Source organism: Rhodohalobacter sp. (assembly GCF_034521535.1).
Lineage (GTDB): Bacteria > Bacteroidota > Rhodothermia > Balneolales > Balneolaceae > Rhodohalobacter.
The window spans coordinates 771429-797168 of sequence record NZ_JAXHMF010000005.1; the positions used below are offsets into that span (position 1 = coordinate 771429).

The 25740-nt window shown below is 42.9% G+C and carries 25 protein-coding genes; 20 read left to right on the forward strand and 5 right to left on the reverse strand.

What is annotated here, in order from left to right:
• Positions 1–71: 71 nt before the first annotated feature.
• The 11 genes from nrfD (at position 72) to phoU (ending at position 14577) form a co-directional block, all read left to right on the forward strand.
• The gene (gene nrfD / locus U5K35_RS10330) at positions 72–1154 is read left to right on the forward strand and encodes an NrfD/PsrC family molybdoenzyme membrane anchor subunit (RefSeq protein WP_322571378.1); all 1083 of its coding nucleotides are present in this window, start codon (positions 72–74) and stop codon (positions 1152–1154) included.
• Positions 1151–4369 (forward strand): molybdopterin-dependent oxidoreductase, encoded by a 3219-nt coding sequence (locus tag U5K35_RS10335; protein ID WP_322571379.1) that lies wholly within the window; start codon positions 1151–1153, stop codon positions 4367–4369. Before nrfD ends, U5K35_RS10335 begins: the two co-directional genes overlap by 4 nt.
• Positions 4370–4477: 108 nt before the next feature.
• Positions 4478–4816 (forward strand): carboxymuconolactone decarboxylase family protein, encoded by a 339-nt coding sequence (locus U5K35_RS10340; protein WP_322571380.1) that lies wholly within the window; start codon positions 4478–4480, stop codon positions 4814–4816.
• Positions 4817–5467: 651 nt separating this feature from the next.
• Positions 5468–5704 (forward strand): thioredoxin family protein, encoded by a 237-nt coding sequence (locus tag U5K35_RS10345; protein ID WP_322571381.1) that lies wholly within the window; start codon positions 5468–5470, stop codon positions 5702–5704.
• Between the two features lie 19 nt (positions 5705–5723).
• Entirely contained in the window at positions 5724–6116 is a 393-nt protein-coding gene (locus U5K35_RS10350; protein ID WP_322571382.1) for a rhodanese-like domain-containing protein, read from the forward strand.
• 24 nt (positions 6117–6140) lie between these two features.
• Entirely contained in the window at positions 6141–7121 is a 981-nt protein-coding gene (locus tag U5K35_RS10355; protein ID WP_322571383.1) for a permease, read from the forward strand.
• A gap of 2793 nt (positions 7122–9914) precedes the next feature.
• Positions 9915–11036, forward strand: coding sequence for a phosphate ABC transporter substrate-binding protein PstS (gene pstS / locus U5K35_RS10360; protein ID WP_322571384.1), 1122 nt, complete (start codon positions 9915–9917; stop codon positions 11034–11036).
• A gap of 84 nt (positions 11037–11120) precedes the next feature.
• Complete coding sequence (pstC, locus tag U5K35_RS10365; protein ID WP_322571385.1) at positions 11121–12110, forward strand: phosphate ABC transporter permease subunit PstC; 990 nt, start codon at positions 11121–11123, stop codon at positions 12108–12110.
• Positions 12107–12976, forward strand: coding sequence for a phosphate ABC transporter permease PstA (pstA, locus tag U5K35_RS10370; protein ID WP_322571386.1), 870 nt, complete (start codon positions 12107–12109; stop codon positions 12974–12976). Before pstC ends, pstA begins: the two co-directional genes overlap by 4 nt.
• 89 nt (positions 12977–13065) lie before the next feature.
• Positions 13066–13824 carry a phosphate ABC transporter ATP-binding protein PstB gene (gene pstB, locus U5K35_RS10375; protein WP_416221610.1) on the forward strand — a complete coding sequence of 253 codons (759 nt, stop codon included), beginning with the start codon at positions 13066–13068 and terminating at the stop codon, positions 13822–13824.
• Positions 13825–13926: 102 nt separating this feature from the next.
• Positions 13927–14577 (forward strand): phosphate signaling complex protein PhoU, encoded by a 651-nt coding sequence (gene phoU, locus U5K35_RS10380; protein WP_322571388.1) that lies wholly within the window; start codon positions 13927–13929, stop codon positions 14575–14577.
• Positions 14578–14636: 59 nt separating this feature from the next.
• Here the strand turns inward: phoU and U5K35_RS10385 are convergent, their stop codons facing one another.
• The 3 genes from U5K35_RS10385 to U5K35_RS10395 are packed head-to-tail and all read right to left on the reverse strand — an operon-like array spanning position 14637 to position 16335.
• The gene (locus U5K35_RS10385) at positions 14637–15101 is read right to left on the reverse strand and encodes a molybdenum cofactor biosynthesis protein MoaE (RefSeq protein WP_322571389.1); all 465 of its coding nucleotides are present in this window, start codon (positions 15099–15101) and stop codon (positions 14637–14639) included.
• A gap of 6 nt (positions 15102–15107) precedes the next feature.
• A complete protein-coding gene (moaA, locus tag U5K35_RS10390; protein WP_322571390.1) occupies positions 15108–16082 on the reverse strand; it encodes a GTP 3',8-cyclase MoaA in 975 nt (324 codons plus the stop codon).
• A 7-nt stretch (positions 16083–16089) separates the two neighbouring features.
• Complete coding sequence (locus U5K35_RS10395) at positions 16090–16335, reverse strand: MoaD/ThiS family protein (protein ID WP_322571391.1); 246 nt, start codon at positions 16333–16335, stop codon at positions 16090–16092.
• Positions 16336–16471: 136 nt separating this feature from the next.
• Between U5K35_RS10395 and moaCB the strand changes: the two genes are divergently transcribed.
• Together moaCB and U5K35_RS10405 are read left to right on the forward strand one after the other, a co-directional pair.
• Positions 16472–17392 carry a bifunctional molybdenum cofactor biosynthesis protein MoaC/MoaB gene (gene moaCB / locus U5K35_RS10400; protein ID WP_322571392.1) on the forward strand — a complete coding sequence of 307 codons (921 nt, stop codon included), beginning with the start codon at positions 16472–16474 and terminating at the stop codon, positions 17390–17392.
• A 122-nt stretch (positions 17393–17514) separates the two neighbouring features.
• Positions 17515–18309 carry an MOSC domain-containing protein gene (locus U5K35_RS10405; protein ID WP_322571393.1) on the forward strand — a complete coding sequence of 265 codons (795 nt, stop codon included), beginning with the start codon at positions 17515–17517 and terminating at the stop codon, positions 18307–18309.
• A 1311-nt stretch (positions 18310–19620) separates the two neighbouring features.
• Here the strand turns inward: U5K35_RS10405 and mog are convergent.
• Together mog and moeB are read right to left on the reverse strand one after the other, a co-directional pair.
• Positions 19621–20169, reverse strand: coding sequence for a molybdopterin adenylyltransferase (gene mog / locus U5K35_RS10410; protein WP_322571394.1), 549 nt, complete (start codon positions 20167–20169; stop codon positions 19621–19623).
• Between the two features lie 24 nt (positions 20170–20193).
• Complete coding sequence (gene moeB / locus U5K35_RS10415; RefSeq protein WP_322571395.1) at positions 20194–21336, reverse strand: molybdopterin-synthase adenylyltransferase MoeB; 1143 nt, start codon at positions 21334–21336, stop codon at positions 20194–20196.
• Between the two features lie 232 nt (positions 21337–21568).
• Here moeB and U5K35_RS10420 point away from each other — a divergent pair, with 232 nt between their 5' ends.
• The 7 genes from U5K35_RS10420 to arsA all read left to right on the forward strand — a co-directional run bounded on the left by U5K35_RS10420 (position 21569) and on the right by arsA (position 25523).
• Positions 21569–21727: a hypothetical protein gene (locus U5K35_RS10420; RefSeq protein WP_322571396.1), complete on the forward strand. Its 159-nt coding sequence runs from the start codon at positions 21569–21571 to the stop codon at positions 21725–21727.
• A gap of 158 nt (positions 21728–21885) precedes the next feature.
• Positions 21886–22266 (forward strand): hypothetical protein, encoded by a 381-nt coding sequence (locus U5K35_RS10425; protein ID WP_322571397.1) that lies wholly within the window; start codon positions 21886–21888, stop codon positions 22264–22266.
• A 6-nt stretch (positions 22267–22272) separates the two neighbouring features.
• Positions 22273–22716: a DinB family protein gene (locus U5K35_RS10430; protein ID WP_322571398.1), complete on the forward strand. Its 444-nt coding sequence runs from the start codon at positions 22273–22275 to the stop codon at positions 22714–22716.
• Positions 22717–22904: 188 nt separating this feature from the next.
• Positions 22905–23111, forward strand: coding sequence for an arsenic metallochaperone ArsD family protein (locus tag U5K35_RS10435; RefSeq protein WP_322571399.1), 207 nt, complete (start codon positions 22905–22907; stop codon positions 23109–23111).
• Positions 23108–23284 carry an arsenic metallochaperone ArsD family protein gene (locus tag U5K35_RS10440; protein ID WP_322571400.1) on the forward strand — a complete coding sequence of 59 codons (177 nt, stop codon included), beginning with the start codon at positions 23108–23110 and terminating at the stop codon, positions 23282–23284. The genes U5K35_RS10435 and U5K35_RS10440 overlap by 4 nt, the downstream gene beginning before the upstream one ends.
• A gap of 38 nt (positions 23285–23322) precedes the next feature.
• The gene (locus tag U5K35_RS19690; protein WP_416221629.1) at positions 23323–23544 is read left to right on the forward strand and encodes a carboxymuconolactone decarboxylase family protein; all 222 of its coding nucleotides are present in this window, start codon (positions 23323–23325) and stop codon (positions 23542–23544) included.
• A gap of 194 nt (positions 23545–23738) precedes the next feature.
• Positions 23739–25523: an arsenical pump-driving ATPase gene (gene arsA, locus U5K35_RS10445; protein WP_322571401.1), complete on the forward strand. Its 1785-nt coding sequence runs from the start codon at positions 23739–23741 to the stop codon at positions 25521–25523.
• The last annotated feature ends 217 nt before the right edge of the window (positions 25524–25740 follow it).

The following is a 25740-nucleotide window of genomic DNA, read 5'->3' on the forward strand; positions in this document are numbered from 1 at the left end:
ATAAACGATTAAAAAGATTTCTATTTGGACTTTGGACGGTCATATTCGTGGTTGGTTCGGTGGCACTGGTTATGAAATTTATGACCGGAGAGCGATTGGCCGGTTATGGAAGCTATGTGATTTGGGGTTTATGGGTTGCGCTATATTTCCACTTTGTGGGGATTGCAGGCGGCTTATTTACCGTCGGATCGATTGGGTATGTTTTAAACATAGAAGGATTCAGAAAGGCATATAGAGTAATACTCTTGGTCTCCGTTGTTGCTGTAATTACGGGATTATTTTCGATTTGGCTCGATCTTGGCAAGCCTTTCCGTGCTACAAATGTTATGCTTAAACCTAACTTTGGGTCAATGATGACTTTTAATGCCTGGATGTATAACATTTTTTTATTGGTGGCGGTAGTTTTATTTTTCCTAACCTTTAAAAAACGAAAACAGACAGATCTAAATGATCCTAAGCGTTGGATATTTCCATTAATTGCTCTGGGATTATTTTTTTCAATAGCATTTCCCAGCCAAAGCGGTGCCTTTTTTGGAGTAGTTGATGCCAAACCTTTCTGGAACTCAGCTATTCTGCCGATCATGTTTTTGATATCTGCAATTACTGCAGGAGCAGCCGTGTTGTTGGTGGTATTTACGTTTATTTATCAAAACACCTATAAAGTTGGTGAGCAGCCTTTTAAAATGTTGCGATATACCGTAATAGGCGGTGTATTATTCTATTTCTTAGCAGTATTTGCCGAATTTAGTATCGTAATGTGGTCGCCAAGTTCTCATGTTAGAGAAGCTGTTGAGCTTGTTCTCATTGGCCCCTATTGGTGGGTATTTTGGATTGTTCATTTTCTGGGTGGATTCATTGCTTTATGGTTTCTCTATTTTGGAAAAACTTATCAAAGCGTGGGAACAGGTGGTTTCTTAATTGCAGTAACGTTTGTGGCTGCCAGATTAAACGTGTTAATACCCGGGCAGGCCATTCCCGAACTGAAAGGATTAGAAGGAGCCTATGCTCATCAGCGGCTGAGTTTTGAATATCACGCTTCTCTTAATGAATACCTTGTAGCACTGTTTATCGGTGCCTTCGGAGTGGCTTTGGTCTATATCGGCATAAAGCTTTTATCAAAATACACTCAAAAGAAATTGGGAACATCATTATGAAAGACGAAAAAAAAGTTTCGATTTCGAGAAAAAACTTTTTGAAAAAGGGAGCCTTGATTGGAGGTACTTCCTTAACGGGCGTGCTCTTTGGTAAAAATGCAGCGGCTCAGGCCCAGAATAAAATTCTGAAAAGTAACCGGCCGGATGCTGAGTATCAGCTCAATAAACCTGAAAATATCATTCATTCTGTTTGCTTGAATTGTAATACAGGTTGTGGTATTAAAGCAAAAATTCAGGATGGCGTACTTGTCAAAATTGACGGCAGCCCGTATAACCCTTGGACTATGGTACCGCATATTCCGTATGAAACAAGCTTAAAAGAAGCTTCAAAAATAGACGGCGGATTATGTCCGAAAGGCCAGGCAGGGGTTCAAATTGCCTATGATCCCTATCGGATTAAAAAAGTACTGAAACGAACCGGTAAACGCGGAGAAGATAAATGGGAGACCATACCGTTTGATCAGGCTATTGAAGAGATTGTAGAAGGCGGTAAACTATTCAGCCACGTAGAAGGAGAAGAAAATCGCGAAGTGGAAGGATTGCGGTCCATCATGGCCTTGAAAGATCCTGAAGTCTCCAAAAAAATGAAGGCGGAGGTAGAAAAGATTTGGGCCAGTAAAGATGAGGCGGAAAAGGCACAAAGGGTATCAGAGTTTAAAAGCAATTTTGCCGACCATCTTGATACGTTGATTGATCCCGACCATCCCGATCTCGGCCCCAAAAATAACCAGATGGTCGTTACCTGGGGACGTTTAAAAGGTGGGCGAAAAGAATTTTTTCAAAGATTTGGAAAAGGTTTTGGTACAACAAATTTACATGGCCACACCACCGTTTGCCAGGGCTCGCTATATTTTGCCTGTAAAGCTATAAACGAAAAATATCAGCAGGGCGAATTTTCGGGCAGTAAAAAAATGTATTGGCAAACCGAGCTGGAACACGCACGGTATGTACTGTTTGTTGGAGCTAATCTATTTGAGGGAAATTACGGGCCTACAAACAGAACCGTACGTTTGACAAAAAATCTGTCAAGCGGCTATACCAAAATTGGTGTGGTTGATCCCCGATTCTCAAAACTGGCAAGTAAAGCCGATACGTGGTTGCCCATCAAACCGGGTATGGATGCAGCACTGGCAATGGCCATCATTCAATGGATGATTCAAAACGAACGCTATGATGAATCGTTTCTGAAAAATGCCAACCGGGCGGCAGCCGATTCGAAAGATGAACCGAGTTTCAGCAATGCGACACATTTGGTTGAAATTTTGGATGACGGTCCCGGCGCATTTGTACGTGCGGCTGATTTTGGGATCAGAAATCCGGAAACCAGGACCAAAGACGGTGAAACTTACACCGAGAAATTCCTGACTGTTTTGGTTGATGGCAAACCCGTGGCCATTGATCCGGATGATAAAAACAGTGTAGTGTACGGTGATTTGTTCGTGGATACCGAATTGACAAAACCCAATGGGGAAAAAGTTCGTGTTAAATCAGCGCTTCAATTACTTAAAGAATCTGCCGAAGAGCACACTATTGAGGAATGGTGTGATATGGCAGGCTTGCAGTCGGATAAAGTGAAAAAAGTTGCCAAGGAATTAACCAGCTACGGAAAACAAGCTTCCGTTGATATTCACAGAGGCGTAGCGCAGCATACCAACGGATTCTATAATGTATTTGCGTGGATGTCCATCAATATGCTGCTGGGTAATTACGACTATGCCGGTGGCATGTCTCTCTACTCAAAATATAAATATGACGGCGGTGACGGTGGAGCGTTTGATCTTAGTTACATGCAAGAAAGCCTGACACCGTTTGGAATAAGTTCCATTCGTCATGATATCGATTATGAAAAAACGACAATATTTGATGGATATCCCGCAAAACGAAATTGGTATCCTTTGTCATCAGATGTGTATGAAGAGGTAATACCGAGTGCCGGAGATCAATATCCCTATCCTGTCAAGGCGTTACTTATGTATATGGGCTCGCCGGTTTATGCATTACCGGGCGGCCATACCAATATCGATGTATTGGCAGATGTTGAAAAGCTGCCGTTAGTAATTTGCAGTGATATTCTTGTAGGTACCTCATCCATGTACTCCGATTATATCTTTCCCGACCTTACCTATATGGAGCGATGGGAATTTCAGGGCTCTCATCCAAATATGCCAAATAAAGTTGAGAATGTTCGTCAACCGGTAATGTCGCCAATTCCTGAAACGGTTACCGTTTATGGGGAAGAGATGCCGATCAGTATAGAGGCTCTTTATATGGCTATCGCTGAACGGCTTGAATTGAAGACATTCGGAAAAGATGCGCTGGGACCGGGTAAAGATTTTAACCGGCCTGAAGATTTCTATCTGCGGGCGGTAGCCAATCTCGGTACTACCGATAACGGCGTACCTGATGCCAACGATTTCGAGCTGGAAGTATTCACACAGGCCCGAAGGCATCTTGATAAATCTGTTTTTGATGAACAGGTTTGGAAGAATATCGTTGGAGAAGACTATTGGCGGAAAATGGTGTATGTGCTCAACCGTGGCGGAAGATTTGAAAATCACAGTGAAACCTTTAAAGATGGCAAACTGGCACATCCCTATGGCCGAATGCTTAATCTTTATCAAGAGAAAACTGCGCTAAATAAATATTCAGGAACCGGAAAACGATATTCCGGTATTGCCGGGTACATTCCGCAATCCAACTACGAAGGGCAATTACTTGACTCAATGGGTGACGGTTACGAACTAAATCTAATTACCCATCGCACCATCACTCAAACCAAATCCAGAACGATTGCTGCCTACTGGCTACAGCCTATGAAACCGGAAAACGGTATTAGTATCAATCCTAAAGATGCTGAACGGATGGGGCTTAAAAAAGATGATCGTGTGAAAGTCGTCAGTTCTACTAATAAAGAGGGGGTTTGGGACCTTAAAAATGGCCGCAAGAAAGAAATGATCGGAAAAGTAATACCGACTCAAACGATGCGTCCGGGTGTGATCTCTTTTGAACTTGGATTTGGACACTGGGCGACCGGTTCAACCGATATAAATGTAGATGGCAAGGTAGTAAAGGGAGACCCAAGACGATCCAGGGGTATCCATGCCAACGCTGCTATGTGGACCGATCCAACACTTAGAAATAACACTTGTCTGATTGATCCGGTGGGTGGCAGCGTATCATTCTACGATACAAAAGTGAATCTGGTTAAAGTGTGATGATTTTTAAATCGCAGCATGATAAAATCTGTCCTCGTTTTTGAGAGTTATGGGTTACTTATATTACTTTACACATGGTAAATTTTACTTTCAAACCAATTTATATTCATGAAAAATCACAAAGATAAGATTCCAAAACCTTTTATCGACTTTACTTTAGAATACCCCGATGTGGGCCAGGCGTATGCCCAGCTGGGCCATGCCGTTCATAATGCGGGTCCCATCGATCAGAAAACAAGAGAACTTGTGAAACTGGCCATGTCTTGCGGAGCTCAAAAAGAGGGTGCTGTTCACTCCCATACACGTAAAGCACTGGAGGCCGGATGTACCAAGGAAGAAATTCACCATGTGGTTTTGCTTCTGCTCCCAACGTTGGGAATGCCGTCGATGATGGCCGCCATGACCTGGGTAAACGACATTATTGACGAGAAGGCTGAGAACGAATAATTCGTTACCCTATAATAAATAACGTGAGTTCGGGATAAGAATTTGAACAAGGGGTCAGGGGGTAGTTCTTTCAAAGCTTTGATCAAGTTTTAAATTGCAAAATAATCTTAAAGCCTCTTATAACCTCCCCTAAATCCCCTCCTTGAAAAAGAGGGGACTTCTCATGTTACCAAATTCAATGACTCTATTTCCAGTTTGGATGAAAAGATATTTTAGTAACCTCAGTTCGATTTTAAGATATTGAAAAAAGAGTCTGAGGTTGTCCAAAAAGTGAATCAACACAGAAATAAGCTTAAATAATTTAGACTTTATATCCCTCTCTATTAGTTAGAGAGGGATATAGGGTGAGTCTGAAGGAGAAAACTAAATTATTTAAGCGCTATTCGAACTTCAATACATTATTAATCGAACTTAGGCTAAAACATTTTCTAACCTTCGATCTACTTTACAATAATTCGATTTACAATTTTGCTCCGAACTTGTAATAAGCCCAAATCGTCTTAAAGCAGTTGTGGCATTTCTTAAAGATTTGATTTACTGATGAACTTAATAGAAAATAACAATAAAGGTATTCATCGTAAAATTACGATAAATAGAGTAATTATTCGTATATTTGCGATGAAATAAAAACACAAACATACTTAAACAGACATGAAGAAAATAAAAATTCTCGGCCCCGGTTGCCCGAAATGTAAAACCACCTATCAAAATGTTTTGACAGCCTTAGAGGGTACAGATATTCAGGCGGATGTAGAAAAAGTAGAAGACATGGAAGAGATGTTAAAATACAACGTATTAACGACTCCGGTACTGCTGATTGACGACAAAATTCACATTAAGGGACGAGTGGCCCAGGTGAGTGAAATCAAAAAATTATTGGAACAGTAAACAAATCAAGAGAAGCACAATGGAACAAGATCAAATAAAAGAAATATGTCCCGGAACGACTCAAACGTGGATTAAAGACGGGGCATTACTGGTTGATGTACGTGAACAGAATGAAGTTGATCAACTGGCGTTTGATGCGCCGAAAATCAAGCACATTCCACTATCTGAGTTTGAAAATCGTTATAACGATATTCCAAAAAATGAGCAGGTAGTGGTTGTGTGTCGAATGGGTGAAAGAAGCCTGAGAGCTGTTAATTTTCTCATTCACAATGGGTTCGATAGTAACCGAGTGGTGAATATGAAATTTGGTTTGAATCGCTGGGTTTCAAAGGGTTTTCCAACTATCGGTGATCCCCAGTTCATTCTTGATGGCAGCGTGGGTGATTCTTGCTGCAGTACGTCATCAAATTAAAAAATTAGAGAAGTAGGTTATATTATGTTTGAATGGATTCAATCATTTGCAGACTGGCTCATCTTTTCAACGATACAATTAAGTCCGGATTCACAGCTTGGAACAGCCCTGAACTTTTTTGTATACGATACCATAAAGATACTCATTCTGCTTTTCATCATCGTTTTCCTGATGGGAATCGTAAACGCCTATTTTCCGGTTGACCGGCTTCGTTCGTTTCTGCACCGGAAAAAACTATATGGTTTGGAGTATTTTATTTCGGCGCTTTTTGGAGCGGTTACACCTTTTTGCTCCTGTTCGTCCGTACCTCTGTTTATCGGTTTTGTGCAGGGTGGAATACCGCTAGGCGTAACATTTGCGTTTTTGATAACCTCACCGCTTGTAAATGAGATCGCGATTGCGATGTTTATTGGGCTGTTTGGTGTAAAAACCACACTAATATACGCCGGTTCTGGAATTCTGCTGGGCACATTTGGCGGATGGCTCTTAGGAAAGTTCAATTTAGAACCCCTGCTTTCTGACTGGGCCAAGAAAATCATTGAGAACTCCAACCAGTCAAATACAGAATATCATGAGGAAGAGAATCCCTCGTTTCGGGATCGCCTGCCCGGAATATCCCGGGAAGCGTGGGGTATTGTCAGCGGTGTTTTGGTTTACATCATTATAGGTATTGGTATAGGCGCCGCCATGCACGGATATGTTCCTGAAAACTTTTTTGCCACCTATTTGGGCGGTGGCGGATGGTGGACTGTACCGGCTGCAGTAATACTCGCTGTTCCTATGTACGCTAACGCAGCGGCAATCGTGCCGGTTATTGAAGTGTTTGTCACAAAAGGGATACCGCTCGGAACCGCCCTGGCTTTTATGATGGCTACGGTTGGCCTATCTCTGCCCGAAGGTACTCTGTTGAAAAAAGTGATGACATTTAAATTAATTGCCATCTTTTTCGGAATCGTTACCCTCTTCATTATTCTTTCCGGGTACCTGTTTAATATGCTGTTGTAGTGCACTGAATATAGAGCGAGCAAGATTGACCGAATAAGTTAAAATATTCGGTCAATTTTTTTGTCTCTATTTGAAAGAGACAAAAATAGTTCATGTCATACCTTTTTAGATGCAAACCTTCTTTTTGCCGGTCATTCCTGCTTTAGTATGTTTGAAGCAGTAATTCGTACACAAAATGAATGGCGTTCACCTTTTAAGGGATGAAACCAGCCCCGTTTCGGGGCGGCATATCCGTAGCCCCACAGGTTCACAACGTGAATCTGTGGGGTAGAGAAAGAGGCCGATATTCACAGGAGCACCGTAGGTGCGGCATGTTTCGAATTCTGAATTCAATCTCAATTGTAACATCGACCCATATATTCCGCACCTACGGTGCTTCCATGTTCGGGTTCGCCTTTTGCCCCATGGCCAACGCTTTGCGCTGACCATGGGCTACGGACATGACGCACCTCTGGTGCTTTTTTTGCGCTGGATTATTTTTTCGTGATCACAGCTTTGCGCTGATCCAGGGAGAGTTTGTAACAGCTACGATGCTTCCTGTATTATTACAATCTGATGACAGATTCTATATTAAATAATTATAGATATCAATCTTTCGACAAGATGTTTACTTCGGATTGTGAGATAAAACGGACGAATCAGATTTCAGCAAAGCTTGAAACCAGCCCCGTTTCGGGGCGGCATATCCGTAGCCCCACAGGTTCACAAGGTGAATCTGTGGGGTAGAGAAAGAGGCCGATATTCACAGGAGCACCGTAGGTGCGGCATGTTTCGAATTCTGAATTCAATCTCAATTGTAACATCGACCCATATATTCCGCACCTACGGTGCTTCCATGTTCGGGTTCGCCTTTTGCCCCATGGCCAACGCTTTGCGCTGACCATGGGCTACGGACATGACGCACCTCTGGTGCTTTTTTTGCGCTGGATTATTTTTTCGTGATCACAGCTTTGCGCTGATCCAGGGAGAGTTTGTAACAGCTACGATGCTTCCTGTATTATTACAATCTGATGACAGATTCTATATTAAATAATTATAGATATCAATCTTTCGACAAGATGTTTACTTCGGATTGTGAGATAAAACGGACGAATCAGATTTCAGCAAAGCTTGAAACCAGCCCCGTTTCGGGGCGGCATATCCGTAGCCCCACAGGTTCACAAGGTGAATCTGTGGGGTAGAGAAAGAGGCCGATATTCACAGGAGCACCGTAGGTGCGGCATGTTTCGAAATCTGAATTCAATCTCAATTGTAACATCGACCCATGTATTCCGCACCTACGGTGCTTCCATGTTCGGGTTCGCCTTTTGCCCCATGGCCAACGCTTTGCGCTGACCATGGGCTACGGACATGACGCACCTCTGGTGCTTGGTTTTTGTCAGGTGCATATCTCAACTCCTGATGGTGTGATCGTCTTGCAAGGGTACGGATATACCGCACCTGCGGCGCTCCCATTGTTCATGCTCGCTTAACCCAAGGCCACCGCTGCGCAGTGACCTTGGGCTACGGATATGGCGTCCCGTAGCGGGACTTTCATTGCCTGAGTCATTTGGTGTAAAACCTTTTACGTATTCTTAAGGATCGAAAATACAATTCACAAGGGCAGTAATAGAAGGCAGATCAAACTTATACAGCTGTAAAATTAATGGTTGTAGCACTACAGAGCTCAGTTTAAAGAGTTTTGAGGCTGAATTTTAATATTTTGCGGTAGTTGAATTATTTAAGCGGTCTCCAAGAGCGAAATACTTTTAGACACCCTCCCGGTGTGGTTCACTTCACTATTCTTATGGCTACAGATTGAAAGTTGATTCATAGTCCTTTTCAACCACCCATGATATTACCCATATATTTATAAGTTTAGTGTTATAAATGAAATGATATCAATATTTTGTAGCGTTCCATTTTAATGGGAAAATCAGGGTCAACCCATTCACTCATACTTTTTTTTAAAAGAGCGGTAGATCCCACCGGCCTTGATTGATGGAGGATTAGCATGGTTTGCATCAAAGCGCGGGAGACATCACAATATCGGCTCCCCTGGGAGCAATCGATGTTGTGTAACCGCGCGGGCAAACCAGGCCCGGAAGCAATCACCGCCCGGGTCCCGACACCTCGGGATGATTCCTTTTGGCGGCCCAAAAGGAATAAGGGAAACAGTTTAATCTGTGGATGTACTTTATATCATTACATGGGAATCGCTGCGCTCGGAGCCCCTCCTTGGAAAGGAAGGGACTTTTTAAGCAGCTAAATCAACGCATTATTAATCAAACTCAGGTTGAAAAGTTTGCTTCGTTGACTCGCATTCCATTAACCTTGCCTATCAGAAAAAAGAAATTGTAGATCATCTCCCTTTGATCTATTCGAAAAGGACGCTTCTTGAACAACTGCACATCTTATCAAATCTAACTGGGCTTTGTTCTGTGATGTTTTATTCCAAATAGCCTAAGTCTCAAATTTTTAATTCAAAAAAGTGAATTAAGGAAATAGAGATTTTACAAAATCTGATGTGAGATTACATGGGAAGTTTAAGACAGGCGGGTCATAAAATGTCTCAAAAAAATAAATGACACTTTGTTTTAATCAGTCAAGAGGACTTTAATTTACTAAAAAATCGTAAGCATATTGATATCAATTAGTTGTGGAATAATAATCTTGAAAATATTTTGATCATTAAACAGTTTCATAACGCTTAGTTAACAATTTCATAATACAGTGAGTGTACTTTTCTTGAAGTAAGAATAGAGAATCGATTCGTTTTAATTGAATCGAAAAAAACTAACAAAATAAACTATTATGAAAAAAATTTCCATCTATTCATCACTTTTGATTCTTGCACTATTTTTAGTCTCTTGTGGAGGCGAAAATCCAGATCGGACACCTTCCGAAGAGAGGGTAAATATACTTGGAGCGGGCGCTACTTTTCCGGCTCCTCTCATTACTGCTATGGCTGATGAGTACAGAGATCTCACAAATCGAAGAGTGACGGTAAACTACCAGTCTATCGGTTCCGGTGGTGGTATTCGTCAGTTTATGGAGCAAACGGTTATGTTCGGAATGAGTGAAGCGTTTCTTTCTGACGAGGTAATGGCAAACATTGAAACAGCAACCGGAGGGCGTGCATTTAATATGCCGATTACCCTTGCAGATGTAGTTCCGACCTACAATCTACCGGGCATCGAAAAAGGGGTTGTATTCAGCGGAGAGCTGCTGGTAGACATTTTTCTTGGAAAGATAACAAGATGGGATAGCCCCGAAATTAGAGAGCTTAATCCGGATATCGACTTTCCTGACAGAGAAATTACTGTGGTTCACCGTTCTGACGGTTCCGGTACTACAAACGTCTGGACAAGCTATCTTACACGTGTGTCTGATGAATGGAGAGAAGAAGTGGGATACGCCACAAGTGTAAACTGGCCAACAGGTATTGGAGGGAACGGTAACGAAGGTGTTGCAGGTGCAGTGATCAATACACCGGGAGCAATCGGCTACAACAGTCTCTCTTATGCATTTCTTAATGACATGTCCTACGGTTATGTTATCAATAGTTCAGGTAATGTGATTGAGCCTTCGTTTGAAGCTACAACAGAGGCTGCAAACATTGAACTTCCCGATGATACAAGAATACTGTTTACAAATACACCCGCTGAAAATGGTTATCCCATTGCAGGTTTTGCCTGGATGCTGGTCTATGAAAACCTGGATCAAAACAACGCAATTGAAAACAAAATGCAGGCAGAAGAGCTTGTTGAATTTCTGATCTGGAGTATTACCGACGGACAAGAACTCTCTGAAACTCTCGGTTTTGCCCGAATCCCAGAAGCTGCCTTGGAAAAAAATATTGGGATGATCAAGCAGATTAAATGGAATGGAGAAGAAATAGGCATGGAGCTACTCCAAAAAAACGAGTTGATCTAAACTGTTGAAATATTGATTTTTCATCGTATTTAAAGACGGTTCCACAGGATTAGATATAAAGTTATTTTAATAAAATAGTAACATATGAAGTCTGAGAATCAGCAATTTAGCAGTGGTAAAAAACTGCCTCACATCATCTATCTATGGCTGGGAGACAAAATATTTAAGGTAGTTACCGTTGCGTTAGGGGCTACCATTATTTTGATTACGCTGGGAATGGCCTGGGTTCTATTTGAGGAAGGAAGCCTTGCATTTTATGAATTCGGATTTTTTGAATTCTTAACAGAAACAACCTGGGATCCGGCAGTTCAGCTGGTTTTTGGGGCTTGGCCTTTTCTCTTCGGTACGTTAGTTACAAGTACAGCTGCACTGCTTATCTCGTTTTTCCCGGCATTGGCAGTAGCCATATTTTCTGCTGAGTACGCTCCCAAGTGGCTGGCCGAAATCATTGACAATCTCATAAAGCTAATCGCTTCTATTCCGAGTGTAGTTGTCGGAATTTGGGGTATTTTCATTTTAGCTCCATGGCTAAGGGATGCCGTGTATACACCAATCACTGTTTGGGCAGAAAACAACTATCCGGGCCTGTCGCCGCTGCTTGGAAACCCTATGGGATATGGTATTGCAACGGCAACCATTGTTTTAGCGCTGATGATTGTGCCCTACACAACAGCACTCGCAAAAGATGCAATTAAAGCCGTACCAAAAGATCAGCGGGAAGCTTCGTACGCTTTGGGTTCTACCCGCTGGGAGGTGATTCGCATGGCGGTTTTGCCCAACGCGCGAGCCGGAATAATAGCCGGCGCTATTTTATCGCTTGGACGAGCAATCGGCGAAACAATGGCCGTAGCTATGTTGATTGGTAATAAGAACACGTTGCCGTTTTCTGTATTCGGTGCCGGCGCTACCATACCATCCGTTATTGTAAATGAGTTTCGGGAAGCTGTAGAGAGCCTTCACCTTTCAAGTCTGATGGCTATTGGATTTATACTCTTTCTTATTGCCCTTATTGTGAATCTTACAGCAGCCTACATTCAGCGCAAACTTTCAATCGGTGGAGGGCAGGTAATATGAAAAGTCTGAAGCGACGAAGAATTCACGACCGGATTATGGTGGGGTTACTGTGTGTTTCAACAATAGCAGTACTGCTACCTCTTGTGATTATCATGGTACATGTATTTATTGAGGGATTCAGTGCCCTTAGTTATGAATTCTTTACCGAAGAACTTGGGTCACCTTCAAGAGCTATTCAGAATCGGCCAACAGGTTTGGTTCACACGATAATCGGAACAATCGTGGTAGATTCTCTTGCACTTATTATTGCTGTTCCTTTTGGAATTGGTGCAGGTATGATGTTGTCGGAATATCCGGAACACGCGTTGAATCCCACGCTGCGCATTATGAACGATACGCTGAACGGAATCCCGGCTATTTTAAAAGGCTTGTTTGTGTTTGTGTTGATCGTTAAGCCAATGGGTACATTTTCGGGCGTGGCAGGTAGTGTAGCATTATCTGTCGTGATGTTGCCCATTATTGCCAGAACAACCGAAAGCGCACTTCAATCCATTCCCTGGACGATCAGAGAAGCAGGTCTGGCTCTGGGGCTGCCCCGATGGAGGGTTGTACTTTCCACGGTCATTCCGGCGGCTAAAACCGGATTAATTACCGGTGTGCTGCTAGCATTTGCGCGAGCAGTTGGCGAGGCGGCACCCTTGCTATTTACATCATTTGGAAACAACTATCTGCCAAATAATTGGTGGGGCTTTATATTCAATCCTACCGATACTCTTCCTCAACGGCTTTACAGTCTGGCGATTAGTCCCTACGAACAGTGGCATGGAATGGGATGGGCGGCTGCAATCGTCTTGTTTGGCATTGTGATCATAACGTTTATAATTGCACGATTTTTAACAAGAGATACGCTGCAATACAAACAGTAGACCAACCAAAAGAAATTATGAGCGAACAGGATATATCTTTAAAGTCTCCTAAATCAAAAAACCTTACTACAAATTCTAACCATTCCCCTATGAACTTAAGAATGGAAACAAAAAATTTAACGGTAAAATATGGATCTGTTGTTGGTGTGAAAGACATTTCCATAGCCTTTCCGAATAAAACGGTGACAGCGCTTATCGGCCCTTCAGGCTGTGGTAAAACCACATATTTACGAGCTCTGAACCGCATGCACGATCTTACAAGAGAGGCCAATGTTGAAGGTGAGGTGTTTCTTGATAACAAAAATATCTATGATGAGGATGTAAATCCTGTCATTATCCGAAGGAAGGTTGGAATGGTATTTCAAAAACCGACTCCATTCCCAACCATGTCTATTTACGATAATGTGGTAGCCGGACTAAAACTTGTCGGGGTGCGGGATAAATCAATCCTCAATGAGACATGTGAAAGAGCCCTGAAGCAGGCCGCACTTTTCGAAGAAGTAAAAGACAGATTAAAAACCGCTGCGGTGAGTCTTTCCGGCGGACAGCAGCAGCGGCTCAGTATCGCCAGAGCACTTGCTGTAGAACCCGGAGTGCTATTAATGGATGAGCCTACAAGCTCATTGGATCCACAGGCCACTCTTCGAATTGAAGAGTTGATACATGAACTGAAAAAAAATATTACTATTATTATCATTACGCATAATATGCAGCAAGCTGCACGTGTTTCTGATAAAACAGCTTTCTTCTATATGGGGGATCTGATAGAAGTTGGAGACACCAATACACTGTTTACAAATCCTTCCAAAAAACAAACGGAAGACTATATTACCGGACGGTTTGGATAAGAAGAGATCTTAGGAGGCTTTTAAAAGAGAAATAAGTCGTTATAAAAGCATACTTTTATGCCGGTCAAGAATTGAGACAGATATAAATAAACATTCAAAGAAATGAACACAATAACACAATATAATATCGACAAGATCAACGATAAGCTTTTAAAAATGGCGGATCTTGTTACTAATGCCGTTAATGAGTCGGTAGATTCTTTGATACACAAAGATTTTGAAACGGCAAAGCGCATCAGACGTGAAGATAAGGTCATTAATGATCTGCGCTGGGAGATAGAGGATGACTGTATAAACCTGATTGCAACCCAACAGCCGGTTGCCTCTGATTTACGTGAATTAGTCGCACTTTTGACCATCAATACAGAGCTTGAAAGAATCGGTGACTATGCCGCGGGGATATCCAAGATTGTAAAATTGATTGGCGATGAAAAGCACGTAAAGCCATTGATTGATATCCCAAGAATGAGAGATATTGCCGTGGATATGATTGAAAACGCCATAAAGGCCTATGTGAATCATAATGAAAAATCTGCACGCATGATTCACAGTCAGGATGATGATATTGACGATCTCTACGACCAGGTTTATCGGGAACTGATGTCCTTTATGATTGAAAAACCCGAAAATATTACCCAGTGCACATATCTTCTGTGGGCCACACATAATTTAGAGCGGATTGGAGATCGGGTAACCAATATTTGTGAGAGAATTATCTATTTGGTTTCAGGAGAGCTTGCCGAGGATCTTTAATCTCTGCCCGCTACTGTAAATCATTTTTTAATCAATCTGAAGATAGGAGGGTAGGCTGTTTAATTTGCAGTCTTACTCTCTTTTCTGATAATTTGCTCCTCTTTCCAAAGAGTTTCGTCCTCAAACTCCTCTCTTTTCCAGATGGGGAGTTCTTCCTTAAGGCGGTTGATCAGCTCATCAGTAGCATCTAAAACCGGTTTACGGTGAGGGGCACTCAGCGCGGTAATCAGGGAAATCTCACCCACGGGCGCATCACCTGTTTTATGGAACAGTACTGCTTTTGACAGCTTATACTTCTGGGTGATCTCATCCAATAATTTTTGCGCTTCTTTGAGAGCCATCTCTTCATAACAGTCGTAATACAGGCCGGTTACGGTTTTGCCATCATGGTGATTTCGGGTAAGTCCCGTAAAGATATTGACTGCCCCGCATTCGGGGTGTTCAACAAAGGTACCCGCCTCTGATACATCCGGAAGATGATCAGAAATCAGTATCCACAACGTTTCCGTTTTTAGCTCCTGCATGATCGATTACCCTCCAATAGCTATCATGCTTCGGTTGGGCAGCTTATCAAAAATATCCAGTCCGCCGTGTCCCTCTTTTTTATCTCTGACGCAATTTAAAATATAAGGCCGGATGTCCTCGCCGGCTCTGAGCGGTGTTAACAGATCTGTATCCTTGGTTGAAAAAAGACAGTTCCGCATCTTTCCATCGGCGGTTAAACGCAACCGGTTACAGCTGCTGCAAAAGGGTGCTGTCATTGAACTGATAACGGAAAAGGTTCCGGCTGCACCTTTTACCTTAAAGCTTTTTGTTGTGTCGTGAGGCCCGTCTTTAAGTTTTTCAGTTGAGAATTCTTCATTCACTTTTTCAAGAATCTCAAAGTAAGGTACCAGTTTAGAATTATCCCAATCGTTACCCTGGAATGGCATGAACTCTATAAAGCGAACATGCACAGGTGTATCCTCGGTCCAGCGGATAAAATCAATAATCTCATCATCGTTCTGGCCTTTCAGCAGAACAACGTTAATTTTTACATGGAAATCCCGGGATATGGCTGTTCGGATATTCCCCATGATTTTATCAAAGCGATCTCTCCGGGTTATAAACTGAAATCTTTCAGGATCCAGTGTATCCAAGCTGATATTCAGAGACGTGAGCCCAATTTTCTCAAACAGATCGAAATATTTATGAATAAGAATTCCGTTGGTAGTAATAGCCGTTTCGGGCACTTTTTTGGAAGCTTCTTCAATCAGATAACCGGCATCGTTTCGAACTAAAGGCTCCCCACCGGTAAATCGTATTTTTTTAACACCCATTTCGGTAAATATAGAAATGATCTCAAGAAGTTCTTCCGTGTTGGGAAGATGAGCTTTGGGCGTTAATGGGATTCCATCAGCCGGCATACAGTATTTGCAACGCAAATTGCATTTTTCGGTCAGTGATACACGTAAATAATCGTGTTTTCTTTCAAATCGGTCGTAAAGTTCATTTTCTCTTTTCATAAAATAACTATCCTCCTGAAACAGGGGTTATAAAGACAACTTCATCATTCGGTTTAAGCTCGGTAGTGAATGGAAGGTATTGCTGATTAACGGACAGACGCATGTAGGTCTTGTATTTTTCCATTTCAGGATATTCTTGTGCTAAAATGCCAAACAGATCCTCAGCATTGCCGGATTTTTCCATGTGAATCGTCTCCTGACTCTTGCCGGTAATTTTCTTCAACACACTAAAGTAGATGACGGAAATATTCATGTAGCTAGGAAAATTTTTAAAAGATTTCTGCTATAAAAATATGGATACAGATGTCCATTTCATATTTTAATTAAATTACTGTAAAAAAGTGAAGACTGTTTGAACTAACTGATATTTAATTAATTATTTACGATTTATGATTGATGTAAGCCATAAGCACAATACGCTTCGATACGCAAGGGCTGAGGGTGTTTTAACAACTACACCTAAAGCAATTCAAATGATAAGAAACAAGGATATTCCAAAAGGGGACATGCTTCAGGTTGCCCGGGCGGCTGGAATTCAGGCCGCTAAAAGAACGTCGGAATGGATTGTATTCTGCCACAGCCTGCCACTGGATTGGGTAGATCTGTCTTTTAAGATGGTTGATTCTGAAGCGAAGATCTATGTGACTGCTGAAACCCGGACCGTATGGAAAACCGGCCTTGAGATGGAAGCCATTACTGCGGTAAGTGCTGCGCTTCTAAATATGTATGATATGCTGAAACCACTTGACGAAAAAGCGGAAATTGGCATGATAAGATTAGTGGAAAAAAGCGGAGGTAAGAGCGATTATACCGATTCGTTCAGTGAAAAACCGAAAGCGATGCTTTTGCATGTTTCAGATGCTGTTGCTAATGGAGACAAAAAAGACAAGGTTTCGAAGATAGTCGGGTCATTTTTGGAAGAACGGGGTTTGGAAATAATCTCCTCCGATGTGATTCCGGAAGACGCAGAGAAATTGGAGAGTAAACTATTGGATGTGGCTGACAATCAGCAGGCGCATTTTATTTTTACGATGGGCAGTACCGGTCCTGCAGCAAAAGATATCACACCGGAAGCAACCCGAAATGTTATCGATAGGGAGATTCCCGGCCTGGCTGAAGGTATGAGGGAACATGGCCGCCAGAGAACTCCTTACGCTATGATTTCGCGGGGTGTTTGTGGAGTTCGAAATAATACGGTGATTATCAATCTGCCGGGCAGTCGCAGAGGGGCGGAAGAGAGCCTGAATGCACTCTTCCCCGGATTGGAACACATTTTGAAATCCATTGGCAAAGGAAAACTGCCAACTTAAAAATCAACCTGTCAGGTTTTGATATTTATAAACCGGTATATAAAATCCTGGAAAACCTGACAGTTTTTTTACAAAAAAACTATAACAAGCTTGGCTAAAAATTTAAAAATGAAATCTCCGGTATGTATTTGCAAAATATCTATACGTATCCTATAAAATCACTTGGTGGAATTCGGCTGGATGAGGCAGTTGTTGAGGAACGTGGATTGCAGTACGATCGCCGGTGGATGCTTGTGGATGAGAAAGGCCGGTTTATGTCACAAAGAAAACACCCTGAAATGGCACTGCTTCAGGTTGAGATTCGCAATGATGGACTGTTTGTTTTCCATAAGCAAAAACCGGATATAGAGATTCTGATTCCATTCGAACCCGGAACCGATAAGCTGATTCCCGTTGAAATATGGGATGATAGAGTAGAGGCGCAGCTGGTGGACCCGGAGGTAAGCCGCTGGTTCACAGATCAATTGGGTATGGATTGCAATCTTGTATTTATGCCATCAGCTATTCAGCGAAAAGTGGATCCCGCTTATGCGGTAAATGAAGAAACGGTCAGTTTTGCCGACGGAATGCCGTATCTGCTCATTGGTCAGGCGTCGCTTGATGACTTGAACACTCGGCTTGAGAGTCCGGTACCAATGAACCGTTTTCGGCCAAACCTGGTAATTGCCGGCGCCCAACCGTATGAGGAAGACGATTGGAGAGAAGTTGTAGTGGGTGAGTCGGTTTTCAGGCTTGTTAAACCGTGTGCCCGTTGTGTAATCACAACAACCGACCAAGAGAAGGGTGTAAGCGGAAAAGAGCCATTAAAAACATTAGCCTCTTATCGCACCGTTGACAATAAAGTGCTGTTCGGACAGAATATGGTATTGATAAAGGGAGAAAAGATAAGAACCGGAGAATCTGTAAGTTTCCGATAACTAACTGGATACTAGTGTTATATCAAGTGTAAGTTGACAGGTGATACGTTGGGACAAGGTTTCTCCCCTCCTTATGAAGGAGGGGCCAGGGGTGGTTGGACCGGTTTTTTTCATGCACAAAAGTGTGAAAAATGTAGAAAAACGATTTGAACCACCCCTTGTCGTAGGCATCCCTTCGGGGAAATCACTCCGTAGAAATTGTTTCGCTTCGCGGTATAAAAAAGGACAGCCTCACTTTTCTACATCACCAGACAATTTACACTGCCAGTGACAGATTGTAAGCAAAAACATTTTAGAGGCTTCGAAATCCCCTCTCGAGAGGGGATAGAATTACAAAACAGCGCGAAGCGTAGGTTTTGTGATTCAGGGGTGTGTTCGAATAAGGCCGTGAAACGGAAAATCTGTTCTTCTCCAGATCAACGTATGTAACACACCCCTCGCTAAACTCACCCGGCTTCGCCGTTTCGTTTACGCTTTTCCCCTCTCGAGAGGGGACTTTTTGACCTGTCACCTTTGAAATAGTGTTGCCCTGCTCTACTACGTTATCTTCTGCGCTAAAGCTTCGAAGATCAAGAAAACTTCGAAGAGCAGGCTTTTGGGCAAGATTAGTTGCTTGAAATGACAGCGAAAGCTGTTGTGGTAGCGGCGTATCAGAATTTGAGCTTATTGATAATTTGGTGCTATGCCGCTTTTGTAAATCTAAGCAGGAAACTTGCCCTGTAGGGGCAGAATATTGGTAGCCTCAGGTGCAGCAAAGCGAAGCCTGGGGTATATAAGGCAACACCTATCATCCGCCGAACAGAGAGATTGGTTTGAAGCACATTATTGGATAGAGGCGGTAATTCATCAATTTTGTTCTTTACATTCAAACCAACGGATCAAACTAACGAAAACGATTAATATTTTTGACGCTTAATGGATCTTTAGACTCGCTGCTACCGGTGACAGATTAGGAAAAGTCTCTAATTGCGCATCAAACACCCCTCCTCCCGACAAAATAATGTCGGGATACTCCCCTCCCCGATAAATGCACTCGGGGCCAGAAAAACACTGGCAGGGGAGATTTATTCTGTCTCTTCCGAAATAGTGTTGCCCCGTTTTTGGGCAAGATTAGGAGCTACCGACGACAGATTTTTATAAATGGTGTTTTTTGGGCTAAAATCAACGATTTTCCTATCACAAACACACCCCTCAATCCCCTCTCGAGAGGGGACTTTTTGACCTGTCACCGTATTCCGCTAAACTACGTAGCTTGCCAAACTTCGAAGCAGCTTTTGGGCAAAATTAGTTGCTTGACATGACACTAGAGGTCTACTTCTCTTTTGGCCTGAACACATGAATAGCTTCGGGATTATGTTCCAGGAAGGGCCCGCCAATCAGATCAATACAGTAGGGGATGGCGGGGAATACGGCTTCGAGGCACTCCCGAATCGCTTTGGGTTTTCCGGGAAGGTTTACAATCAGGGTTTTACCTCTTGTTCCCGCGGTTTGCCGCGATAAAATTGCAGTGGGTACGTACTGCAGCGACACCGATCTCATCTGCTCCCCAAATCCGGGCAGCATTTTTTCGCAGACGGCTTCGGTAGCTTCAGGCATTACATCTCTTGGGGCCGGACCGGTTCCACCCGTAGTAACAATCATACAGCACTGTTCGTCATCGCTCATCTCTTTCAAGGTGCTCTCGATCGTTTCACGGTCATCCGGAATAACTTTATACACCGGTTCCCAATCCGATTTCAAATACTCATTTAAAACCTCTTTGATTGCCGGGCCGGAACGGTCTTCATAAATACCCTTTGAGGCCCGGTCGGATGAGGTGAGGATTCCAATCTTTATTCGTGCTGATTCGGCAGTTCCCATAAACTTCAATTTTTTAAATAGTTTTTAAGAGATGTCTGTTTCTTTATCCTGAAGGGCAGCCAGAATTCCACCCTTTAGATTGTAGAGATTTTCGTAGCCGTGTTCTTTTTTTAAAAATCGAATGGCATCCGCGCTTCTCTGTCCGGTTTGGCAGTATACGATAACCTTGCCGTTTTTGTCGATTTCATCGATTCGATCAGATAGCTGCCCCAAGGGGATAAGAGTTCCCCCAAGATTCATGCTGTTGTGTTCATTTTCTTCTCTCACATCAATCCATTGCACAGGTGTTTCATCGTTTGAGAGCGATATTGCATCCGGGTAGGAGATTTCATCGATATCCGGATCAAAAGATTCTTCCGTTAAGGATGATGGGTAGCCGCAAAATTGATCATAATCAATCAGCTTTTCAGGAATTTTTGTTTCGGTTGATGTTGGGATTGATATCAATTGTGTTTTAAGACTCAGTGCATCAAACAGGAGGAGTTTGCCGTTTAGCGATTCACCGATTCCGGTAATCAGCTTAATTGCTTCATTAGCCTGTAAACTGCCAATAATGCCCGGCAGTACGCCAAGAACACCGGCTTCGGCGCAATTTGGGATCAGATCCGGCGGGGGAGGATCGGGATATAAATCCCTGTAATTAGGTCCTCGATTTCCATCTTGATTAACGGCGTTAAAGAGAGCTATCTGTCCTTCAAATTTAAAAATGGATCCATATATGAACGGAAGACCGGTTATCAGGCAGGCGTCGTTTATCAGATAACGTGCGGGAAAGTTATCGGTACAGTCCACGATCAGATCGTACTCTTTAAAAATTCCCAGGGCATTTGCTGAGGTTAGCTTTTCCGTAATCGCAAAAATCTGAATATGAGGATTTTGAGATTCTAGTTTTTCTTTAGCAGTTTCAGCTTTCAGGTGGCCAACATCAGCCATTCCAAATAGTACCTGTCGATGCAGGTTATGAATTTCTACCCGGTCGTAATCTACAATCCCAATAGTCCCGACTCCGGCGGCTGCAAGATACTGTAAAACCGGAACGCCTAGCCCTCCGGCGCCAACCACAAGAACCCGGGCTTTTTTAAGGTTCTGTTGACCGGATTCTCCGATTTCGGGCAGTGTCAGATGCCTGCTGTAGTAGATTTTTTCGGAATTCGTTAAGCGGTTCATTGGATGTTTTGTATTAAAATCACTCCTCCAAACTAAATGATTCATCTATTCAAAACAATGACAGGAATCCTATTTCCGCACATTCTATCATTATTGGATATAGTTCAAAATCAAACTTCCGTTTTGGATTATGTTTAAATCATCGTATTTTTACGATTAAATAAAAGGCTTGGCTATCCGAATAAAAAAATAACAGGAGATCCGAAAGGATGGCGATCCGCGTGCCTGTTATGTGACGCTGGAGTGGGAAGATGACCTGGATTTGTCCCGCCCTAATGGACTAAACGTTGAATTTATTCGTGTGGAATATGATGTTGAAAAAGCAGCAAAAGCAGTTGAAGAGAGTCCGCTCCCCAATCCGTTCGCTGACATGCTCCGTAATGGAGGTTGATTTTTATTGAAACATGCGGAAAAAGGTGCACTCGTTTTATCAATTAAATTTAAGAAGCTGAATTTGAAACCAAAGATCATACGGAGTAAAACTACACGATTACACACCAGCGCGTAATACCTTCATTAAAACTTTCAAAGATCAATAAAAACAGTTCTATGAGTAATATCAAACCTTTTTCGACAAAAAACCTTAACGCTTACTCAGCGGTATTTATCTCGATGACCATCTTAAGTCTCCTGCTTTGGAGCCTCTATCTGATGATGAAGTACGGCGGATTTGAACTTCAATACTTCTCCACATATAGCATGGAACTTGTCTTCAGCTTTATAATGGTGATGAGCGGAATGATGATCATGTTTGTTGCTTCTCTGTTGAATTTGAGAAAAATGAGATCGGGTTGGGAGAAAATGGCGAAAGGAGAACAGGATGTAGATATCCCGAATGTTTGGTGCCCGGTTTTGACAACCGCCAAGCAGGCTGCAGAAGAGTTCACAAAAAACAAGATAGACCCAACAAGAATAGAAACTAAAAAATAAAAGATTATGAACAATCAACTATTTTACGACATGTGGAAGATGGGACGAACCCGTTTAACCAATCAGCTGGAAAGCATGAAAAAAGAGGACTTAATGAAACGAGTTCACAGCGATAGCAACAGCGTTGGCTGGCTGATGCGCCACATTGCGGAAGTAGAATTGTTGTTTGCCAAGAATGTCTTTGAACGTGAGCTGAATGTAAAGGCCCAAACCATCGGCTCCATCGCTAAAGACCACGGACAGTTTGATGAGCTTGAACCTCTGCTGGAGCTCATAGAAAGAGCGGGAGATGAGCTGGGTGCAGCCATTCAGGAGATTGATGACTGGGATGGCGATGTCACAACGGCCGAGTTTGGCACAGTTACCCGGGCGGAAGCTCTTGGCAGAATAACAACACATACCGCCTATCACGCTGGACAGGTTGCGCTGGCAAAGAAATACGGAGAATAATTAAATTCCAGAATTCCCCGAGTCCAGCATTATGCTAGTCAGATGTATATAAAAACATTAACTAATCTGAAAAAGGCTTGGCCATCCGAATAATAAAATAGCAGGAGATCCGAAATTAAGATTGGATGTTCAAAACAATAATCGTAAATTTACGATGAATAAAATAACCACTCACAAATAGTTTAGATATGACCACTCAGACAGACACGAAAACAGTTTTAGAAGTTTATGATCCGGCAATGTGCTGCAGTACCGGCGTCTGCGGCCCGGATGTAGACGACGAAATTGTCGATTTTGCAAATGATGTAAAATGGTTGAAGACGCAGGGAGTTGAGGTCAAACGTTATAATTTAGGCCAGGAGCCGGAACAGTTTAAGATGTCGTGCCGGTTTTGACACGGTTAAAGAAAGAGGGATCGGACGTGCTACCCATTATATTGGTGAACGGTGAGGTGGTTTCAGAAGGAGGATATCCCGACCGAACGACTCTCTTAAAATTTGCAGGCTTAGATATGTCAAAAGAAGCACAAAATAATATTCCGATGGAAAACCATGCTGAGGAGTTATAGACTATCAGTGACAGAACAAGTACGAGATTCTAGTTGCAATAGGCTCATCTGTTGCAGCCGGTTGTGAAACCTGCTTGAAATCACATTTTGCTAGAGGCAAAAAGGCCGGGCTGACAAAAGAAGAAATGTCAAAAGCCATGCAAACCGGGTTAAACACAAGACAGGTTCCTATTTCACAAATTGTGGAACTATCAAATAAACTTTTAGGAGTGCCAGCTCAGCCTGATAACGGATGCGCACCGGGCAGCGGATGTTGTTAGTGGAATTCCCCTCTTGAGAGGGGAAAAGTGCAGACGAGCATGCGAAGCATATCGAGTCAAGCGAGGGGTGTGTCCCTTTGATTAGCTCATTGCCCTGCTAAACACACCCCTGATGAAATCGCTAAACGCGTTTTCATCTGTCCCCTCTCGAGAGGGGATTGACTACCAAGAAATTTCAAGATATCACCACTACCATGAAGAACTTACCGCAAATCACACCATATATCTTTTTCACCGGCAAAGGCGGAGTGGGTAAAACCTCACTTGCCAGCGCAACGGCCGTTAAACTTGCCGATGAAGGCAAAAGTGTGCTGTTGATCAGTACCGATCCGGCCTCAAATTTAAAGGAGGTTCTTGAAACGGATGTGACGGAAAAGATCACCCCGATAAAGGGAATTGAAAATCTGCATGCGGTTAATATTGATCCGGAACTGTCGGCAGAGGAGTATCGAAATCGCGTAATTTCTCCTATGGAAGATATCTTGCCGGCAAAAGATATTGAGAAGATGCGCGAAGAGTTGTCAGGAGCATGTACTACGGAAATTGCAGCATTTGATGAGTTTGCACGATATGTAGCAGGCGATGAGGATGATCAGCCGTATGATGTGATTATTTTTGATACGGCGCCAACGGGTCACACGCTACGATTGCTGGAACTGCCCGCAGCGTGGAGCGATTTTATTGAATCGAACCCGGATGGAGCTTCCTGTATTGGACCGTCATCGGCGTTGAAAACCAGCCAGGAGCGCTATCAAAAAGTGGTGGAGCGCCTGCAGGATGAAGGATCAACGACCATCTATCTTGTGAGCCGCCCGGATGGATCCGCACTTCGTGAGGCCAACCGGTCGGGTATGGAGCTGGATGAAATGGGGCTCTCAAATCAGGTACTGTTGATCAACGGATATTTTGAGCCGATTGACGAAACCGATTCATTTGCCATCAAGATGAAAGAGAGAGCGGATGAGACATTGGAAAATATGCCCGAACGCCTCAAAAAAATGGAGCAGATGGTATTTCCGCTACGACCGTATAACTTGTTGGGACTTGATCGATTGCGGACTGTTTTTGAACCGCTGGATAAGGAAGCAATCAAGAAAAACAGCACGTCTATTTTAACGGAAGATCATGAAAGTGAGCTTCCAGATATAGATGCACTGGTGGACGATATCTCTTCCGAAAAAGAGCACGGACTGGTAATGACTATGGGGAAAGGCGGTGTGGGTAAAACCACGATCGCGGCTGCCGTTGCCTTTAAACTGGCCGAGCGCGGATATCCCGTTCACCTGACCACCACCGACCCGGCAGCCCATCTGATGGATCACATCGGTGAGATGAGCATACCCGAAAACATGACGGTTGACCGGATTGATCCGGATGAGGAGAAGCAAGCCTATATTGAAAAAGTGTTAAAACAGCGCGGAAAGAATAAAACAGACGAGGAGCTGAAGCTGCTGCGGGAAGATCTGGAATCGCCCTGTACGGAAGAGGTTGCGGTTTTCCAGGCGTTTTCGAAAGCGATTCATGAGGCAAAGAGAAAATTTGTGGTGATGGATACGGCGCCGACCGGTCACACCCTGCTATTGCTCGATACTACCGGTAGCTATCATAAAGAGGTGCTGCGGAATACAAAGATGGAAGCGGATAAACTGAAAACTCCATACATGTATCTGCAGGATCCGGATTATGCAAAACTGTTGATAGTCGCTCTGCCGGAAACCACTCCGATTACGGAAGCGGCAAAGCTTCAGGATGATTTGAGAAGATCCAATATTGAACCCTACGCGTGGATTGCCAATCAAAGTATGTCGGCAACCAATATTTCAGATCCTCTGCTCAAGCAGCGGGCAGCTGAAGAGGTTCCGCTATTGGATGAAATCGATAAAAAACATGCAAAAAAACTGTACGCGATTCCATGGGTTGCTGAGGAACCGGTTTTGAAAACACTTGTATCAAAACAGAAAAAGGATGTTACGGCCTGAAAAAGAAAGAGTACATGTAAACCTCAGTTTGATTCTTAATCTTTAATGAAATGTTATGAAATTGAGGCTGTCCAAAAAGTGACCAAAGATGAAAACGAGCTTAAATAATTTAGACATCAGGTCCCTCTCTATTAGATAGAGAGGGAAATAGGGTGAGTCCGAAATAAAAACCTAAATTATTTAAGCGATGCTCGATGAAAAATGCCTTTTTGGACAG

What these genes read in the sequence shown, in the direction of transcription:
- nrfD (WP_322571378.1), top strand. Translation starts at nt 72, where the DNA reads ATGAAATTTATGACCGGAGAGCGATTGGCCGGTTATGGAAGCTATGTG.
- U5K35_RS10335 (WP_322571379.1), top strand. Translation starts at nt 1,151, where the DNA reads ATGAAAGACGAAAAAAAAGTTTCGATTTCGAGAAAAAACTTTTTGAAA.
- U5K35_RS10340 (WP_322571380.1), top strand. Translation starts at nt 4,478, where the DNA reads ATGAAAAATCACAAAGATAAGATTCCAAAACCTTTTATCGACTTTACT.
- U5K35_RS10345 (WP_322571381.1), top strand. Translation starts at nt 5,468, where the DNA reads ATGAAGAAAATAAAAATTCTCGGCCCCGGTTGCCCGAAATGTAAAACC.
- U5K35_RS10350 (WP_322571382.1), top strand. Translation starts at nt 5,724, where the DNA reads ATGGAACAAGATCAAATAAAAGAAATATGTCCCGGAACGACTCAAACG.
- U5K35_RS10355 (WP_322571383.1), top strand. Translation starts at nt 6,141, where the DNA reads ATGTTTGAATGGATTCAATCATTTGCAGACTGGCTCATCTTTTCAACG.
- pstS (WP_322571384.1), top strand. Translation starts at nt 9,915, where the DNA reads ATGAAAAAAATTTCCATCTATTCATCACTTTTGATTCTTGCACTATTT.
- pstC (WP_322571385.1), top strand. Translation starts at nt 11,121, where the DNA reads ATGAAGTCTGAGAATCAGCAATTTAGCAGTGGTAAAAAACTGCCTCAC.
- pstA (WP_322571386.1), top strand. Translation starts at nt 12,107, where the DNA reads ATGAAAAGTCTGAAGCGACGAAGAATTCACGACCGGATTATGGTGGGG.
- pstB (WP_416221610.1), top strand. Translation starts at nt 13,066, where the DNA reads ATGAACTTAAGAATGGAAACAAAAAATTTAACGGTAAAATATGGATCT.
- phoU (WP_322571388.1), top strand. Translation starts at nt 13,927, where the DNA reads ATGAACACAATAACACAATATAATATCGACAAGATCAACGATAAGCTT.
- U5K35_RS10385 (WP_322571389.1), bottom strand. Translation starts at nt 15,101, where the DNA reads ATGCAGGAGCTAAAAACGGAAACGTTGTGGATACTGATTTCTGATCAT.
- moaA (WP_322571390.1), bottom strand. Translation starts at nt 16,082, where the DNA reads ATGAAAAGAGAAAATGAACTTTACGACCGATTTGAAAGAAAACACGAT.
- U5K35_RS10395 (WP_322571391.1), bottom strand. Translation starts at nt 16,335, where the DNA reads ATGAATATTTCCGTCATCTACTTTAGTGTGTTGAAGAAAATTACCGGC.
- moaCB (WP_322571392.1), top strand. Translation starts at nt 16,472, where the DNA reads ATGATTGATGTAAGCCATAAGCACAATACGCTTCGATACGCAAGGGCT.
- U5K35_RS10405 (WP_322571393.1), top strand. Translation starts at nt 17,515, where the DNA reads ATGTATTTGCAAAATATCTATACGTATCCTATAAAATCACTTGGTGGA.
- mog (WP_322571394.1), bottom strand. Translation starts at nt 20,169, where the DNA reads ATGGGAACTGCCGAATCAGCACGAATAAAGATTGGAATCCTCACCTCA.
- moeB (WP_322571395.1), bottom strand. Translation starts at nt 21,336, where the DNA reads ATGAACCGCTTAACGAATTCCGAAAAAATCTACTACAGCAGGCATCTG.
- U5K35_RS10425 (WP_322571397.1), top strand. Translation starts at nt 21,886, where the DNA reads ATGAGTAATATCAAACCTTTTTCGACAAAAAACCTTAACGCTTACTCA.
- U5K35_RS10430 (WP_322571398.1), top strand. Translation starts at nt 22,273, where the DNA reads ATGAACAATCAACTATTTTACGACATGTGGAAGATGGGACGAACCCGT.
- U5K35_RS10435 (WP_322571399.1), top strand. Translation starts at nt 22,905, where the DNA reads ATGACCACTCAGACAGACACGAAAACAGTTTTAGAAGTTTATGATCCG.
- arsA (WP_322571401.1), top strand. Translation starts at nt 23,739, where the DNA reads ATGAAGAACTTACCGCAAATCACACCATATATCTTTTTCACCGGCAAA.